The 14,335-nt window shown below is 49.1% G+C and carries 15 protein-coding genes and 1 riboswitch; of the genes, 5 read left to right on the top strand and 10 right to left on the bottom strand.

Going from position 1 to position 14,335, the window contains the following annotated elements; genetic code table 11:
- Nucleotides 1-4: 4 nt before the first annotated feature.
- From yihA to DWX00_RS02835, 6 genes are all read right to left on the bottom strand, one after another.
- Nucleotides 5-610 carry a ribosome biogenesis GTP-binding protein YihA/YsxC gene (gene yihA / locus DWX00_RS02860; RefSeq protein ID WP_055226925.1) on the bottom strand — a complete coding sequence of 202 codons (606 nt, stop codon included), beginning with the start codon at nucleotides 608-610 and terminating at the stop codon, nucleotides 5-7.
- A 34-nt stretch (nucleotides 611-644) separates the two neighbouring features.
- Complete coding sequence (gene lon, locus DWX00_RS02855) at nucleotides 645-2,972, bottom strand: endopeptidase La (RefSeq protein WP_055265745.1); 2,328 nt, start codon at nucleotides 2,970-2,972, stop codon at nucleotides 645-647.
- A gap of 21 nt (nucleotides 2,973-2,993) precedes the next feature.
- A complete protein-coding gene (gene clpX / locus DWX00_RS02850) occupies nucleotides 2,994-4,289 on the bottom strand; it encodes an ATP-dependent Clp protease ATP-binding subunit ClpX (RefSeq protein WP_117509624.1) in 1,296 nt (431 codons plus the stop codon).
- A 108-nt stretch (nucleotides 4,290-4,397) separates the two neighbouring features.
- The gene (clpP, locus tag DWX00_RS02845; protein WP_022461349.1) at nucleotides 4,398-4,979 is read right to left on the bottom strand and encodes an ATP-dependent Clp endopeptidase proteolytic subunit ClpP; all 582 of its coding nucleotides are present in this window, start codon (nucleotides 4,977-4,979) and stop codon (nucleotides 4,398-4,400) included.
- Between the two features lie 24 nt (nucleotides 4,980-5,003).
- Nucleotides 5,004-6,290 carry a trigger factor gene (tig, locus tag DWX00_RS02840; protein WP_022461348.1) on the bottom strand — a complete coding sequence of 429 codons (1,287 nt, stop codon included), beginning with the start codon at nucleotides 6,288-6,290 and terminating at the stop codon, nucleotides 5,004-5,006.
- Nucleotides 6,291-6,434: 144 nt separating this feature from the next.
- Nucleotides 6,435-6,986 carry a DJ-1 family glyoxalase III gene (locus DWX00_RS02835; RefSeq protein WP_117760595.1) on the bottom strand — a complete coding sequence of 184 codons (552 nt, stop codon included), beginning with the start codon at nucleotides 6,984-6,986 and terminating at the stop codon, nucleotides 6,435-6,437.
- Between the two features lie 236 nt (nucleotides 6,987-7,222).
- Between DWX00_RS02835 and DWX00_RS02830 the strand changes: the two genes are divergently transcribed.
- Nucleotides 7,223-7,678 (top strand): CYTH domain-containing protein, encoded by a 456-nt coding sequence (locus DWX00_RS02830; RefSeq protein ID WP_022461346.1) that lies wholly within the window; start codon nucleotides 7,223-7,225, stop codon nucleotides 7,676-7,678.
- Nucleotides 7,679-7,858: 180 nt separating this feature from the next.
- Here DWX00_RS02830 and proC read toward each other — a convergent pair whose 3' ends face one another.
- The 3 genes from proC to DWX00_RS20290 form a co-directional block, all read right to left on the bottom strand.
- The gene (gene proC / locus DWX00_RS02825; protein ID WP_117760472.1) at nucleotides 7,859-8,656 is read right to left on the bottom strand and encodes a pyrroline-5-carboxylate reductase; all 798 of its coding nucleotides are present in this window, start codon (nucleotides 8,654-8,656) and stop codon (nucleotides 7,859-7,861) included.
- A gap of 211 nt (nucleotides 8,657-8,867) precedes the next feature.
- Entirely contained in the window at nucleotides 8,868-9,875 is a 1,008-nt protein-coding gene (locus tag DWX00_RS02820) for an ABC transporter substrate-binding protein (RefSeq protein WP_117760473.1), read from the bottom strand.
- Between the two features lie 108 nt (nucleotides 9,876-9,983).
- A complete protein-coding gene (locus DWX00_RS20290; RefSeq protein WP_264295184.1) occupies nucleotides 9,984-10,118 on the bottom strand; it encodes a hypothetical protein in 135 nt (44 codons plus the stop codon).
- Between the two features lie 167 nt (nucleotides 10,119-10,285).
- On the opposite strand from DWX00_RS20290, the gene DWX00_RS02815 reads away from it, so the two are divergent.
- Both DWX00_RS02815 and DWX00_RS02810 read left to right on the top strand, forming a co-directional pair.
- Nucleotides 10,286-11,242: a ketopantoate reductase family protein gene (locus DWX00_RS02815; protein ID WP_117760474.1), complete on the top strand. Its 957-nt coding sequence runs from the start codon at nucleotides 10,286-10,288 to the stop codon at nucleotides 11,240-11,242.
- Nucleotides 11,243-11,263: 21 nt separating this feature from the next.
- Nucleotides 11,264-12,241, top strand: coding sequence for a Gfo/Idh/MocA family protein (locus DWX00_RS02810; RefSeq protein WP_055219831.1), 978 nt, complete (start codon nucleotides 11,264-11,266; stop codon nucleotides 12,239-12,241).
- A gap of 61 nt (nucleotides 12,242-12,302) precedes the next feature.
- On the opposite strand, the gene DWX00_RS02805 is transcribed toward DWX00_RS02810, so the two are convergent.
- Nucleotides 12,303-12,476 carry a response regulator gene (locus DWX00_RS02805; RefSeq protein ID WP_117760475.1) on the bottom strand — a complete coding sequence of 58 codons (174 nt, stop codon included), beginning with the start codon at nucleotides 12,474-12,476 and terminating at the stop codon, nucleotides 12,303-12,305.
- Nucleotides 12,477-12,632: 156 nt separating this feature from the next.
- Nucleotides 12,633-12,744: riboswitch (TPP riboswitch) on the top strand.
- A gap of 126 nt (nucleotides 12,745-12,870) precedes the next feature.
- Here DWX00_RS02805 and thiM point away from each other — a divergent pair.
- Nucleotides 12,871-13,692 (top strand): hydroxyethylthiazole kinase, encoded by an 822-nt coding sequence (gene thiM, locus DWX00_RS02800; RefSeq protein ID WP_117760476.1) that lies wholly within the window; start codon nucleotides 12,871-12,873, stop codon nucleotides 13,690-13,692.
- Nucleotides 13,679-14,323: a thiamine phosphate synthase gene (gene thiE / locus DWX00_RS02795; protein ID WP_055226936.1), complete on the top strand. Its 645-nt coding sequence runs from the start codon at nucleotides 13,679-13,681 to the stop codon at nucleotides 14,321-14,323. Before thiM ends, thiE begins: the two co-directional genes overlap by 14 nt.
- Nucleotides 14,324-14,335: the final 12 nt, after the last annotated feature.

Raw genomic sequence — 14,335 nt, 5'->3', positions numbered from 1 at the left:
GACATTATTCCCCGCTTTCTTCTGCATCCGAGCGGATTTCATCAATCAGATTCCAGATCTCCTCGCGTCCCTGTTTTGTCTCTGCAGAAAACGGAATCACAATCGTATCTTTCTCAACCTCCAGCGTCTCGCGGATCAGCTTGATCTGTTTTTGAAGCTGGCTGCGCTTGATCTTGTCCAGCTTCGTCGCAATGATGATCGGCTGATAGCCGTTTCGAAGAATCCAGTCGTACATGATGCGATCGTTGTTGGACGGTGCATGACGGATATCAATCAGAAGAAATACTGCGTGCAGCATTTTTGACTGATGCAGATAATCCTCGATCAGCTTGCCCCATTTTGCTTTAACCTCCTCGGAGGCTCTCGCAAAACCGTATCCCGGCAAATCCACCAGATACATTTCCTCATTGATGTGGTAGTAGTTGATCGTCTGTGTTTTTCCCGGCTGCGCACTGGTACGCGCCAGTGATTTCCGATTCATCAGGGCATTGATGAGAGAAGATTTTCCAACATTGGATTTTCCCGCAAATGCCACTTCCACCTGACCGGTATCCGGCAGTTTACTGGTGATTCCGCAGACATGCTGCAGCTCTACCTGTTTAATTACCATACTTTTCTTCTCCTGTTTTTTGCATCTTCTGGCCTTACTTCTTTTCCACAAGTGCCAGTTTTAATACCTGTTCCATGCTGCCGACAAATTCGATCTGCAGTCCGTCTGTGATCTCCGCATCCAGTTCTCTTACATCCGGCTCATTTTTCTCCGGAACGAGAACCATATGGATACCGGCTTTCTTTGCCGCCAGCAGCTTCTCTTTTAAGCCGCCGATCGGAAGCACACGGCCGCGGAGCGTAATCTCTCCGGTCATCGCAACGTCTGCTTTTACCGGAACCTTTGTGATCGCGGAAACCATCGCCGTCGCCATCGTAATACCGGCAGACGGGCCATCTTTTGGAACGGCTCCCTCCGGAATATGAATGTGGATGTCGTGTTTCTCGAAAAATTCTTTCGGAATCTTATACTGCTCTGCCACGGAACGAATAAAGCTGATGCCCGCCTGCGCAGACTCCTTCATCACATCGCCGAGCTGGCCGGTCAGCAGAAACTCTCCTTTTCCCGGCATCACATTGACCTCGATCTGCAGCGTATCGCCGCCGACTGCCGTCCAGGCAAGACCGCGCACAATACCAATCTCCGGTTTTTCGTTGGCCGGCTGGAACTCATACCTCTCTTTTCCGAGGAACTCTTCCAGGTTTTCTTTCGTCACAACAACCTCTTTTACCTGTTCCTCGAGAATCTTTCTCGCACTCTTTCTGCAGATTCTGCCGATCTGGCGCTCCAGGGAGCGGACACCGGCCTCTCTGGTGTAGCCGCTGATCACTTCCATCAGCGCCTCATCCTCGATCACAAGCTGTGCTTCTTTCAGACCGTTCGCCTTCTTCTGCTTCGGAACGAGATGTTCTTTTGCGATATGGAACTTCTCGTTTTCCGTATAGCTTGAAATTTCAATCACTTCCATACGGTCCAGCAACGGACGCGGAATGTTCTGAATATCATTTGCGGTTGCAATAAAGAGCACCTCCGAAAGGTCGATCGGAAGCTCTACGTAATGATCGGCAAATTTATTATTCTGCTCGGAATCGAGGACCTCAAGAAGTGCGGAAGAGGTATCTCCCTTGTAATCTGCACTTACTTTGTCGATCTCGTCGAGCAGCATCAACGGATTTTTCACCTTCGCCTGATGGAGTCCCGCCGCAATGCGTCCCGGCATCGCGCCGATGTAGGTTCTTCTGTGGCCGCGGATCTCCGCCTCATCCCGCACACCGCCGAGACAGATGCGGACGTATTTTTTATTCAGGGCTCGCGCCACGCTTCTCGCAATCGAGGTCTTACCGGTTCCCGGAGGGCCTGCCAGGCAGAGAATCGGGCTCTCGCCTTTCTTCGTCAGGGTGCGTACGGCCAGGAATTCGAGGATTCTCTCTTTTACTTTCGAAAGACCGTAGTGATCTTCCTCCAGAATCTCGCGTGCTCTTGCCAGATCTTGATTGTCACGGGATGCCTTATCCCACGGAAGCCCCAGCAGTGTCTCGATATAGCCGCGAATCACGCCTGCCTCGGACGGATTGTTGGCCGAATTTTCCAGACGGTGAATCTCCTCGGAAATCCGCTCTTTTACCTCTTTGGAGGCTTTGAGCTTCTCAAGCTGCTTCTTATAATTTTCAATCTCGGTCCGGGAATTGTCCTCGCCGAGTTCCTCGCGGATGACTTTAAGCTGCTCGCGCAGAATATAATCACGCTGGTTCTTATCGATCCGCTCTTTGATTTTTCCCTGAATCTCCGAACGGATCTCCTGAATCTGAATCTCGTTGGCGATCATGACGCAGAGCGTATCATACCGCTCGGAAAGCTCCACAGCCTCCAGCAGTTTCTGGCGGTTTACGTAGTCGAGGGGCAGATTCATGCAGATCTGGTCCACCAGCTTTCCGACTTCTTCGGTTCCGAGGATCTGGCCTGCCAGTTCCTTGCTGACTTTCTGCGTCTGCTCGCAGTAGACGGCAAACAGCTCTTTTAAGTTGCGCAGCATTGCCTCCTGCTCGATATCGGAAAACTGCATTTCGTCCGAGCCGGTAAACAGCGCCACCTCGGCGCGGAGATACTCGCTCTCCTCTTCCTCGAAGTTCAGCAGTTCTGCACGTCTTTCTGCTTCTACGAGAATCCGCAGAACATCTTTTGGCATTCTCACAACCTGTTTGATGACCGCAATTGTTCCAATTTTATACACATCAAGCAGACCCGGTACTTCCGTATCCGGGTCTTTCTGTGTAATCAGGAAAATTTTCTGGTCTCCCAGCATCGCCTCCTCGACCGCACGAACCGATTTAGGTCTGCTGATATCAAAATGTACAATCATATCCGGCAGAATCGTCGTTCCACGCAGCGCAATCGCCGGTAATACTTTTGTCACTTCTTCCATTTAAGTTTCCTCCTGCGTTTTTCAGGCGGTTTCCGGTCTTCCGGATCTTCTTCCCATATTCCGCCGTGGAACAGGGGCCGGTTCGCCGTGAATAATCTCCGGCTCCGCCTTCTTTTCTACAGCGTCCTTGGTGATGACGCATTCTTTTGTCGTATTGTCCGACGGGATCTCATACATCAGATCCATCATCGTATCTTCCATGATTGCGCGGAGACCTCTGGCGCCTGTTTTCCGCTCCAGGGATTTCTTTGCAATCGCTTCGAGTGCATCTTCTTTGAAGTCAAGCTGTACGCCGTCCAGCTCAAACAGCTTCTTGTACTGTTTGACCAGAGAATTCTTCGGCTCAACCAGAATCTTCATCAGGGCCGTCTCATCCAGAGAATTTAACGTAACGACAATCGGCACACGTCCGACAAACTCCGGAATCAGGCCGAACTTGGTCAGATCCTGCGGCATGACCTGACGGAGCAGATCTCCGACATTCTCATCTTTTGCATGGCCGATCGGATTGTTGAATCCGATGGATTTCGTATCCTGTCTCGTCTCGATGATCTTCTCGAGTCCTTCGAATGCACCGCCGCAGATAAAGAGGATATTCGTCGTATCAATCTGAATAAACTCCTGATGCGGATGCTTTCTTCCGCCCTGCGGCGGAACGGAAGCTACAGTTCCCTCCAGGATTTTCAGCAGTGCCTGCTGTACACCCTCGCCGGAAACATCTCGTGTGATCGAAGCGTTTTCGGATTTTCTTGTGATTTTATCGATCTCATCGATGTAGATGATGCCGTGCTCAGCGCGCTCGATATCATAGTCTGCTGCCTGAATGAGGCGGAGCAGAATGTTTTCTACGTCCTCGCCGACATAACCTGCCTCGGTGAGCGCCGTTGCGTCTGCAATTGCAAACGGAACGTTGATCAGTTTGGCCAGTGTCTGTGCCAGATACGTTTTTCCGGAACCGGTCGGTCCGAGCATCAGAATGTTGCTCTTCTGCAGTTCGATGTCGGAGGATGCACCGGAAAGCACTCGTTTGTAATGGTTGTAAACAGCAACGGAGAGCACTTTTTTCGCCTCATCCTGTCCGATTACGTAGTCATCCAGAAATGCTTTGATTTCCTTTGGTTTGATCAGGTTGATCTCGTCGGTATCCTGCTCGCCGTACAGATCCTCAAATTCTTCCTGAATGATCTCCGAGCAGATTGCCACGCAGTCATCACAGATGTATGCCCCGTCCGGGCCTGCGATCAGCTTGCGTACCTGGTCTTCTGTCTTTCCGCAGAAAGAGCAGCGGATCTTGGTATCATTCCCTTTTATAGCCATCGTTTTCTTCCTTTCAACATATTACAACTAAACCTTATCGCCGGATAAGGCAAAAGGTGCCACAAAAGCCTCATTGCCGGAACTACGCTTTTGGACACCTTTCCTCTCTTATCGGTTCGTAATTACATTATCAATCAGACCGTATGCTTTTGCTTCCTCTGCGGACATGTAGTTGTCACGCTCGGTATCGATCTCAATCTGTTCCAGCGGTTTTCCTGTATTTGCCGCCAGAATTTCATTTAATTTCCGTTTGGTTTTCAGAATCTGTTCTGCAACGATTTTGATCTCGGTTGCCTGACCCTGTGCACCACCGGATGGCTGATGAATCATGATTTCAGAGTTTGGCAGAGCCATTCTCTTTCCTTTGGTACCGCCGGCAAGAAGGAATGCTCCCATGCTGGCAGCCATACCGATACAGATCGTGGATACATCACATTTGATGTACTGCATCGTATCATAGATAGCAAGTCCTGCGCTTACAGAACCTCCCGGGCTGTTGATATACATGTGGATATCTTTTCCCGGATCTTCAGACTCCAGGAACAGAAGCTGTGCAACGATCAGGTTTGCCGATACGTCAGTGACTTCCTCTCCCAGAAAAATAATACGGTCGTTCAGCAGTCTTGAATAAATATCGTAACTTCTCTCTCCCCTGCTTGTCTGCTCGATGACATAAGGTACAAAACTCATTCAATTGCCTCTCTTTCCGAGGTCTTACGCCTCTTTTGCGCTGTCGGCCATGAGAGTTACTGCTTCCTGAACAGCGAGATCTTTCTTCATCTGCTCTTTCTCATATTCGCCAACGAGCTCTTTGAATTTATCCAGCTCCATTTTGTACATTTCAGCCATTTTAGCCAGCTCTTCGTCCAGCTTCTCATCGCTGATCTGGATGTTCTCTGCTTCTGCAACTTTCTCAAGTACCAGTCTGCTCTCGATTCTCTTAACAGCCTGCGGTTTCATCTGCTCTTTTAAGGAATCAACGGTAGCGCCTGTAAACTGCATGTACTGCTCCATGGACAGACCCTGGGACTGGATTCTTCTTGCGAAATCGTCAACCATGTTCTCTACCTGCGTATCGATCATAGCTTCCGGAATCTCCATTGTTGCGTTCTCTACTGCTTTATCTACGACAGCGTTCTCTTTTTCTGTCTTAGCCTGCTCTTCTTTTTTCTTGGTCAGGTTGTCTTTGATTTCTTTTTTGTACTCATCCAGAGTATCGAACTCGGAAACGTCTTTTGCGAAGTCGTCATCAAGTGCCGGAAGCTCTTTTGCTTCGATTTTGTGGATGGTGCATTTGAATACTGCTGCTTTTCCAGCAAGCTCTTCTGCCTGATAATCCTCTGGGAAAGTAACGTTTACTTCCTTCTCCTCTTCCAGAGCTGCGCCAACGAGCTGCTCTTCGAATCCCGGAATGAAGGAATGGGAGCCAAGGGTCAGCGGATAATCTTTTCCAGCGCCGCCGTCGAACGGAACGCCGTCTACAGAACCTTCGAAGTCAAGTGTAACGGTATCTCCGTCTGCTGCCGGACGATCCTCTACATTGATGGTTCTTGCATTTTTCTCCTGCTCTTTTTTCAGCTCAGCTTCTACTTCTTCATCTGTAACGGTTGTGTCAGCTTTTGCTACTTCCAGACCTTTGTACTCGCCAAGGGTAACTTCCGGTTTTACTGCTACAGTTGCGGTAAAGATGAAAGCTTTGCCTTTTTCGATCTGCTCTACGTTGATCTCCGGACGGGATACGATGTCCAGTTTGCTCTCTTCTGCTGCTTTGGAATACTCTTCCGGAACAAGGCTGTTTACAGCATCCTCATAGAATACTGCCGGGCCATACATTTTTTCTACCATAGCTCTCGGAACTTTTCCTTTACGGAAGCCCGGAACGCTGATGTTCTTTTTCTGTTTCTGGTAAGCTTTCTCCAGTGCTTTCTCTAATTCTTCAGCCGGAACCTCAATGGTAAGTTTGGCCATATTCTTTTCTAAATTTTCGACCTGTACACTCATTTTATCAATTTCCTCCTTGATTTATCTGAAAAGCGGCAGAAAACCTGCACACCTCTCCATTCTACAGTCATTTATCGAGTATAGCATACTCTTTTCAAAAACGCCAGTGATTTTTTTATATTTCTGTGGTTTTTAGGCTTTTTTTTAGCAATGAAATACGATTTTTTCCGCCATTTCTTTTGCTTTGTCCTCTCCCTGCAGAACACGGATCAGCTCCAGTGCGAAGTCAGTGGCTGCTCCCATGCCGCGGCCGGTGGTCACATTTTTGTCGGTGACTGCCGGTACATCGAGTACGTTTGCGCCTGCCAGCTTTTCTTCAAATCCCGGGAAGCAGACAGCGTTTTTATCTTTTAAGATGCCCATCACACCAAGGATGCTCGGCGCTGCGCAGATGGCTGCCAGTTTCTTTTCCTGATCGTCATAGGAACGGATCAGCGCTGCGAGCGTCTCGTTTCCGGCCAGATTTAATGTACCCGGCATTCCGCCCGGAAGTACCAGCATGTCTCCGTCATCAAACTCTCCCTCTTCGATGGTTTCATCTGCAAGAATGGTGATTTTGTGGGATCCTGTTACTTCTTTTCTTCCCATAATAGAAACGGTGCATACGTCTTCTCCGGCTCTGCGCAGCAGATCCACCGGGGTCAGTGCCTCAATCTCTTCACATCCGTCTGCCAGAAATACATAAATCTTTGCCATGGTTTTGTCCTCCTGTGTTGTATGATCAGTCTCGTGTGTTTTGTCACGTGATATTCTCTGCTTTTCTTTGTAACAAACCGCCGCTATTATACCACATTTTTCCGCAGAATGCTTGCATTTCATAAAAATTTCAGGACTTTTTTTCGCAAAAAGCCGGATTTCGCTTAACATCACGGGAAAAGCATGGTAAACTCTTGAAAAAAGCAGTGATGCAATCACGAGAAGGAGTCTCTTTTATGGAAATCGAACGCAAATACCTTCTGGATCAGCTTCCGGAAAATCTTACAAGCTATCCATGTAAAAAAATCGAGCAGGGCTATCTTTCCACCGAACCGGTTGTCCGCATCCGCCGCTCTGACGACGAATATTATCTGACCTACAAGTCAAAAGGGCTGATGGTGCGTGAAGAGTATAATCTTCCGCTCACAAAGGAATCCTACCTGCATCTGCGGGAAAAGGCAGACGGCGTTCTTATCTCAAAAACACGCTATCTGCTGCCGCTTACCGGAACGGATCTGACGATCGAGCTCGATGTCTTTGATGCGCCGTATGAAGGCCTTTACCTCGCAGAGGTGGAGTTTCCGGACGAAGCATCCGCAAACGCCTTTGTTCCTCCGGTATGGTTTGGAAAGGATGTAACCTATTCTTCCGATTATCACAACAGTACGCTCAGTAAAGGAAAAAAACTATAAATTACCAGAAAAAATCCCGGTGCCTTTTCCACGGCTGCCGGGATTTTTCCGCTCGTTTGTTTTTTTACTCTTTTTTGTGCTTGCTTTTTGCTTGTTTTGGTTTGTTTTTTGTGCATACATTCTTTATTTTTGCTGCTTTCACATTAGCGTCATTCTGTCAAAGCGGCGGTGCTGCTCCTTCTAATCCACTCCCTTTGATTTCCGGATGCAGGCTCGTGTTGCATCAATAACAGCACTTCTCAGCTTCTCCCGCTCCAGTACGGCAACCGCTTCGATGGTGGTTCCGCCTGGCGAGCAGACCATGTCTTTTAATTCTCCCGGGTGCATTCCTGTCTCGAGAAGCATTTTGGCGCTTCCAAGGACAGACTGTGCAGCAAATTCATATGCCTGTTTTCTCGGCATTCCTTCGGCTACTGCCGCATCTGCAAGAGCCTCCAGGAAAAGAAATACGTACGCCGGCGAGCTTCCGCTGACACCTGTGACGGTATCCATCAGATACTCCGGAACAACTTCTGCGCGGCCAAAGCTTTTCAGGAGGGTTAAAACGAGCTGCAGCTCTTCCTCCGTCACGAGATCATTGGCACAGACGCCGGTCATTCCTTCTCCGACGAGTGCTGGTGTGTTTGGCATGGTGCGAATTAACTTTGTTGGTTTTCCGATTTCTGTACCCAGCCATTGTAAAGACTTACCGGGAAGAATCGATACGATAATCTTCTCGGGTGAGATGAAGTTTTTGACGAGGTTTATTATATTTTTTATTTGGTTTGGCTTTACTGCCAGGAATACAAGATCGGATCCGGCTACGACCGCTTCGTTCTCCGTAGTCGCCTGGACTCCAAACTGGTTGGTCAAGCGTTCCACACTTTTCTCCGTGCGGACCGATACCAGAATGTCATCTGCAGATACAACTCCTTTTTGGATCATTCCGCCAATCATGGCACTCGCCATGTTGCCGCCGCCGATAAAACCTACTTTCATGTCTGTTCGCCTCCGTATGCCTGTGTTGTAAAAAATATATGCGACATCCATAGTATGCAACAAAATTTACTTTTTTGCAATACTTTTTCTCTATTTTTCTTCTTTTCTTTTGCAATTTTCTTTATTTTTTTCGAATGAAATGTCGCTGTTTGTCGACGAATGTCGAAAAGTGTCTTTTTCTGTCTTTTTTCGCTTTTCTATTCCGCCGGAATCAGCCTTTGGCGGCGGCCTCTTCGGCGTATTTTGTTGTCACGAGTGTCTTGTACGGTGCCTTTTTCTCCAGCTCTCCCGCCTGCTCCAGAATCTCCTGCAGAAGATCAAAACTTTCTTCCTCAAAGATCAGATTTTCTTTCCACGTATCCTGCTCATAGTAGCGGCGCACGATCGCGGTGATGGTTTCCAGCTCGGTTTCTGCAAACTGCGGCGCAATCACTTCTGCAATCTCCTCCGGTGTGTGCGTCTGCACGAAGTCCATTCCCTTCTGCAGTGCCTTCGTGAATTTTTCTACGGTTGCGCCGTGCGTTTTCAGATAACTCTGTTTGACGCTGTACGACGTATACGGCACATACCCGGATTCCGTTCCGACCGATGCCACGACATAGCCGTCGCCCTTCTGCTCGAGCAGTGTCGCGGACGGTTCAAATTCAATCGTATAATCCCCCTGCCCGCCGGAGAACGCGGCAGCTGTGGAACCAAAATCGATGCTCTGGTTGATGTTTACGTCTTTTTTATCAATCCCTTTCTGCGCCAGAACATACTCAAAGACCATTTCCGGCATACCGCCTTTTCTTCCCCCTAATACCTCTTTGTTTTTCAATTTCTCCCAGGTAAACGAATTGTCTTTCTCTCTTCCCACAACAAAGTTTCCCGCCCGCTGCGTCAGCTGCGCGAAGTTCACAACTGGGTCTGCGGTTCCCTCGAGGTACGCGTAGACGGTTGCCTCCGCCCCCATAAACCCGATATCCGCTTCGCCGGAAATCATCGCCGTCAGCACTTTATCTGCACCAAATCCTGTTATCAGCGTCAGATCAATGCCCTCGTCCGCAAAATACCCCTCCTCAATTGCCACGTACTGCGGGGCGTAAAAAATGGAGTGGGCAACCTCATTTAATGTCACCTGCTCCACTTTTTCTTTTGTCTCATCTTTTGCCCCGCATCCCGCCAGCGTCACTGCCGCCATTGCCAGTACAAGCGCACCTGTCAGCCATTTTCCTTTCATCAACAGATTCTCCTGTTTTTTCATTCTAACCTTAGAATATGATTTCCCGGTAAAAATGCGTGCAAAAAACGAAGGAGAAATGTTCGAATTTCGTTTCTCCTTCGTTTCTTATTTCTTCTCTTGTTTTTCTTTTGCCTTCTGTTCTTCTTTCGTCCGGATTTTGTCTTCGTACATTTTCAGATCATTCAGATCCAGCATGAAGCAGGCCGTCGGTTTGGAAATGTGGTAATGTGTTTCTGTCATCTCCTCTTGCCGCATCTGCGCGTTTCTTTTATATTTTTCATTCTACAATGTACCTTAACACATTTAGGCTTCCTTTTCCGAAATTTTCTATTTTGAACAACAAATTGAGGATCTCCGCAAAATTTGTTATAGTAAGGGTAATTCAAACAGTTACAAAGGAGGCTATTATGATAATAAAATCAGTTGCTGTTCTGGGCGCCGGAGCGGTTGGGTCTTATGTAATCTGGGGGCTTTCGGAGAAAAAGGACATCCGGCTTGGCGTTATCGCGTCCGGGGAACGGGCGAAGCGTCTGAAAAACAAAGGATGCAAAATTAACGATACGGTTTATCACCCGGAGGTATGGACACCGGAAGAGGCACACGGCGTGGATTTTCTGATCGTCTCGCTCAAATACGGCGCACTGCCGGGGGCTCTTGACAATATTACTGCCGTTACCGGCGAGAATACTGTGATCATGAGTCTGATGAACGGCGTGGACAGTGAGGAGATCATCGCGGAAAAAGTCGGTGCGGAGCATCTGCTTCATGCTGTTATCAAAGTAGCTTCTCATAAAGAGAATGACGGCTACGTTTTCAACCCTGAGGCGACGCTCGGCATCATTTTCGGCGAAGTTTCGGCGCCGTACGACAGTGAGCGTGTGCAGGCTGTTCTGGATCTGTTCTCCGGCACAGGGCTGCATTACCGGGCAACCGATTGTATTTTAGAGGAAATATGGAGCAAATTCCGGCTGAATGTCTGCAATAACCTGCCGCAGGCTATTCTCGGTGCCGGGGTCGGCTGCTACCGCGACAGTGTGCATATGAAGGCGATCAGCGACGGACTCCGCGCAGAACTGATGGCGATTGCGGAGGCAAAGGGAATTGATATCAGCAAGGCGGATGTCTCCTCGGGACGCGGAAGTGCGGTTCCGCCGACGGCGCGCTACTCGACGCTCCAGGATCTCGATGCGGGACGCCATACGGAAATTGATATGTTCTCGGGTGCGCTGATCCGCATGGGAAAAGAGCTTGGAATTCCAACGCCTTACAATGAATTTACGTACCATATGATCAAAGCACTGGAAGAGAAAAACGACAGACGGTTTGACTACAGCGGAAGCGAAGAACCGCTCTGGGCAAAATAGATACGATAGGAGAATCTCACGATGAAAGAAATCAAATGGGCTGTACTCGGATGCGGTGTGATTGCAAATGAAATGGCGGTCGCACTGCAGAAAAACGGAAAGAATATTTACGCGGTCGGCAACCGGACCCATGAGAAGGCGGCTGCTTTTGCGGAGAAATATGGAATTGGAAAAGTTTACGATGATTTCCATGAGATGTTTACCGATCCGGAGGTCGATGTCATTTATATCACGACGCCGCACAACACGCATCTTGGCTTTATGAAAGAGGCGATTGCCAATGGAAAACACATTCTCGTTGAGAAATCGATTACGCTGAACAGCGACGAGCTCGACGAGGCCATAGCGCTTGCAAAAGAAAAAGGTGTCATCATCGGAGAGGCAATGACGATTTACCATATGCCGATCTACAAAGAGCTGAAAAAAATTCTCGACTCCGGCCGTCTCGGCAGAGTCAATCTGATCACGATGAACTTCGGCAGTTTCAAAGAGTACAACATGAAGAACCGCTTCTTCAACCGGAATCTCGCAGGCGGCGCGATGCTTGATATCGGCGTATACGCACTCTCCTTCCTCCGCTGGTTCTTCGACTCTAAGCCGGATCAGCTCCTTTCCCAGGTAAAGCCCGCTCCGACCGGTGTGGACGAGCAGGCCGGCCTCCTTCTCACCAATCAGGAAGGACAGATGGCAAGTGTGATGCTCTCTCTCCACTCCAAACAGCCGAAACGCGGCATGGTTTCCTGTGAGAACGGATTTATCGAGATCATGGAGTACCCGCGTGCCTGGGAAGCAAAAATCACAGACGCTTCCACCGGCGAATCCGAAATCATCAAAGCCGGTGACAACGCCGATGCACTCGCCTATGAGCTCGCCGACATGGAACGCGCCATCAATGGAGATGCATCTGCCATGCACCTCGACTACACGAAGGACGTCATGGATCTGATGACCTCCTTCCGCAGAACCTGGGGCTATACGTACCCTGAGGAAGAAAAATAAGATTCGCACATCAAAAGCTACTGCCCGGCACACATCAGATGCCGGGCAAGGGCACTTCTTTTCACCTGCAATACTCTGCAATTTTCTTTTTCAGTAATTCCGCATCAATCGGCTTTGCGATATGCACGTCCATGCCGGCCTCTTTTGCGGCCTGCCGGTCTTCAACAAAGGCGTTGGCGCTCATGGCGAAAATCGGAATGGAGGCGGCATCATCACGTCCATGACTTCCACGCATATTTTATACTTCATTTTACGCTGATATTATTTTCTCTGTCAACCCAAATAACATTACATTTCCAATATTTTGCATGTCTTTTTTATTTTTCTGAAATTTTTTTAAATCTTCCGTTTTTCTCTTGCACAATTGTTTTTATGCGTATATAATTGTCTGCAGAAAGCAAAGGGGAGCTCGCGTGCGAAGCGGGCTGAGAGTAGGATGCATCTCCTAGACCCTGAACCTGATTTGGGTAATGCCAACGTAGGGAGATACGATATGCACATTTTCTGCAGATATATCTCCACGTATATCTGCTTTTTTAATCTCTATGAACACATCATCAACAGGTTCTTCCAGTACCACAAGGGAATTTGCTTCTGCAAAAATACTCACACAGGAGGAACAAAAAATTATGTTAGGCACTTGTCTTGACAATGTCAGAAAAACAACCCCTCTCGTACACAACATCACAAATTACGTTACAGTAAACGATGTCGCCAATATTCTGCTGGCATGCGGCGCAAGCCCGATCATGTCCGATGAACCGGAGGATGTCGAGGATATCACCTCCATCTGCGGCGGTCTGAACATCAACATCGGAACGCTGCACAGAACGAGCATCGACGGCATGTACCGTGCCGGTGCAAAAGCAGCTTCGCTCGGCCACAAAATCCTGCTCGATCCAGTCGGCGCAGGCGCAAGCCACTTACGTACTTCGACCGCAGTCGGACTGATGGAAAAAATCCCGTTCACCGTCATCCGCGGAAATATTTCCGAAATCAAAACACTGGCACTCGGAAGCGGAACGACAAAGGGTGTTGACGCAGACGTTGCCGATAAAGTAACAGACGAAAACCTCGACAGCGCCGTTGCTTTTGCAAAAAACTTTGCGAAAGACCACAACTGTGTTGTCGCCATCACAGGAGCGATCGACCTCGTTGCCGATGCTGACACCTGCTACGTGATCCGCAACGGACGCGCCGAGATGGGAAGCATCACCGGAACAGGCTGCCAGCTCTCCGGCATGATGACCGCTTACCTCGTTGCCAACCCGGACGAGCCGTTAAAAGCCGCTGCTGCCGCTGTCTGCGCAATGGGACTTGCCGGCGAGATCGGCTGGAGCCATATGAAACCGGAAGACGGCAACTCCACCTACCGGAACCGCATCATCGACGCCATCTACCACATGGACGGCGAGATGCTAGAGAAAGGTGCAAAGTATGAAGTGCGATAAAAAAGGCCTGCTTTTATATGCTGTGACAGACCGCAGCTGGCTGAACGGCGAGACACTGTACAGCCAGGTGGAAAAGGCTCTGCAGGGCGGCGCAACGTTTATCCAGCTCCGCGAAAAAAATCTTGACCAGGATCACTTTATGGAAGAGGCACTGGAACTGAAAAAACTCTGTGCCGCATACCATGTTCCTTTCGTCATCAACGATAACGTGGAAATCGCAGCTAAGATGGATGCGGACGGCGTTCATGTCGGCCAGAGCGATATGGAGGCCGGCGATGTCCGTGCAAAGCTTGGCCCGGACAAGATCATCGGCGTTTCGGCACAGACCGTGGAACAGGCCATTCTCGCCGAGCAGCGCGGGGCAGATTACCTCGGCGTCGGCGCAGTCTTCCACACCGGTTCCAAGGCGGATGCGGAGGATGTCAGCCACGAAACGCTGACTGCTATCTGCAATGCCGTTAAAATCCCTGTCATCGCCATCGGCGGCATCACACGCGATAACGTGACGGAGCTTTCCGGCAGCGGCATCTGCGGCATTGCCGTCATCAGTGCCATTTTTGCACAGAAAGACATTGTTTCCGCAACGAAGGATCTGAAAGAACAGACTCTGCGCATGCTGGAAAACAAATAATTTTACGTAACC

It is taken from the genome of Blautia sp. AF17-9LB (genome assembly GCF_003479185.1).
In the GTDB taxonomy this organism is placed as follows: domain Bacteria; phylum Bacillota; class Clostridia; order Lachnospirales; family Lachnospiraceae; genus Fusicatenibacter; species Fusicatenibacter saccharivorans.
Note: the sequence above shows the minus strand (reverse complement) of the source record. Positions and strands in the feature narration are given on the sequence as shown.

Excerpts from the sequence above, each read along its gene's own strand:
- tig (WP_022461348.1), bottom strand. The coding sequence starts at position 6,290 with ATGAGTGTACAGGTCGAAAATTTAGAAAAGAATATGGCCAAACTTACC.
- DWX00_RS02830 (WP_022461346.1), top strand. The coding sequence starts at position 7,223 with ATGGAAATCGAACGCAAATACCTTCTGGATCAGCTTCCGGAAAATCTT.
- clpP (WP_022461349.1), bottom strand. The coding sequence starts at position 4,979 with ATGAGTTTTGTACCTTATGTCATCGAGCAGACAAGCAGGGGAGAGAGA.
- DWX00_RS02810 (WP_055219831.1), top strand. The coding sequence starts at position 11,264 with ATGAAAGAAATCAAATGGGCTGTACTCGGATGCGGTGTGATTGCAAAT.
- DWX00_RS02835 (WP_117760595.1), bottom strand. The coding sequence starts at position 6,986 with ATGGCAAAGATTTATGTATTTCTGGCAGACGGATGTGAAGAGATTGAG.
- DWX00_RS20290 (WP_264295184.1), bottom strand. The coding sequence starts at position 10,118 with ATGACAGAAACACATTACCACATTTCCAAACCGACGGCCTGCTTCATG.
- yihA (WP_055226925.1), bottom strand. The coding sequence starts at position 610 with ATGGTAATTAAACAGGTAGAGCTGCAGCATGTCTGCGGAATCACCAGT.
- DWX00_RS02815 (WP_117760474.1), top strand. The coding sequence starts at position 10,286 with ATGATAATAAAATCAGTTGCTGTTCTGGGCGCCGGAGCGGTTGGGTCT.
- thiM (WP_117760476.1), top strand. The coding sequence starts at position 12,871 with ATGTTAGGCACTTGTCTTGACAATGTCAGAAAAACAACCCCTCTCGTA.
- clpX (WP_117509624.1), bottom strand. The coding sequence starts at position 4,289 with ATGGCTATAAAAGGGAATGATACCAAGATCCGCTGCTCTTTCTGCGGA.
- DWX00_RS02820 (WP_117760473.1), bottom strand. The coding sequence starts at position 9,875 with ATGAAAGGAAAATGGCTGACAGGTGCGCTTGTACTGGCAATGGCGGCA.
- proC (WP_117760472.1), bottom strand. The coding sequence starts at position 8,656 with ATGAAAGTAGGTTTTATCGGCGGCGGCAACATGGCGAGTGCCATGATT.
- DWX00_RS02805 (WP_117760475.1), bottom strand. The coding sequence starts at position 12,476 with ATGCGTGGAAGTCATGGACGTGATGATGCCGCCTCCATTCCGATTTTC.
- lon (WP_055265745.1), bottom strand. The coding sequence starts at position 2,972 with ATGGAAGAAGTGACAAAAGTATTACCGGCGATTGCGCTGCGTGGAACG.
- thiE (WP_055226936.1), top strand. The coding sequence starts at position 13,679 with ATGAAGTGCGATAAAAAAGGCCTGCTTTTATATGCTGTGACAGACCGC.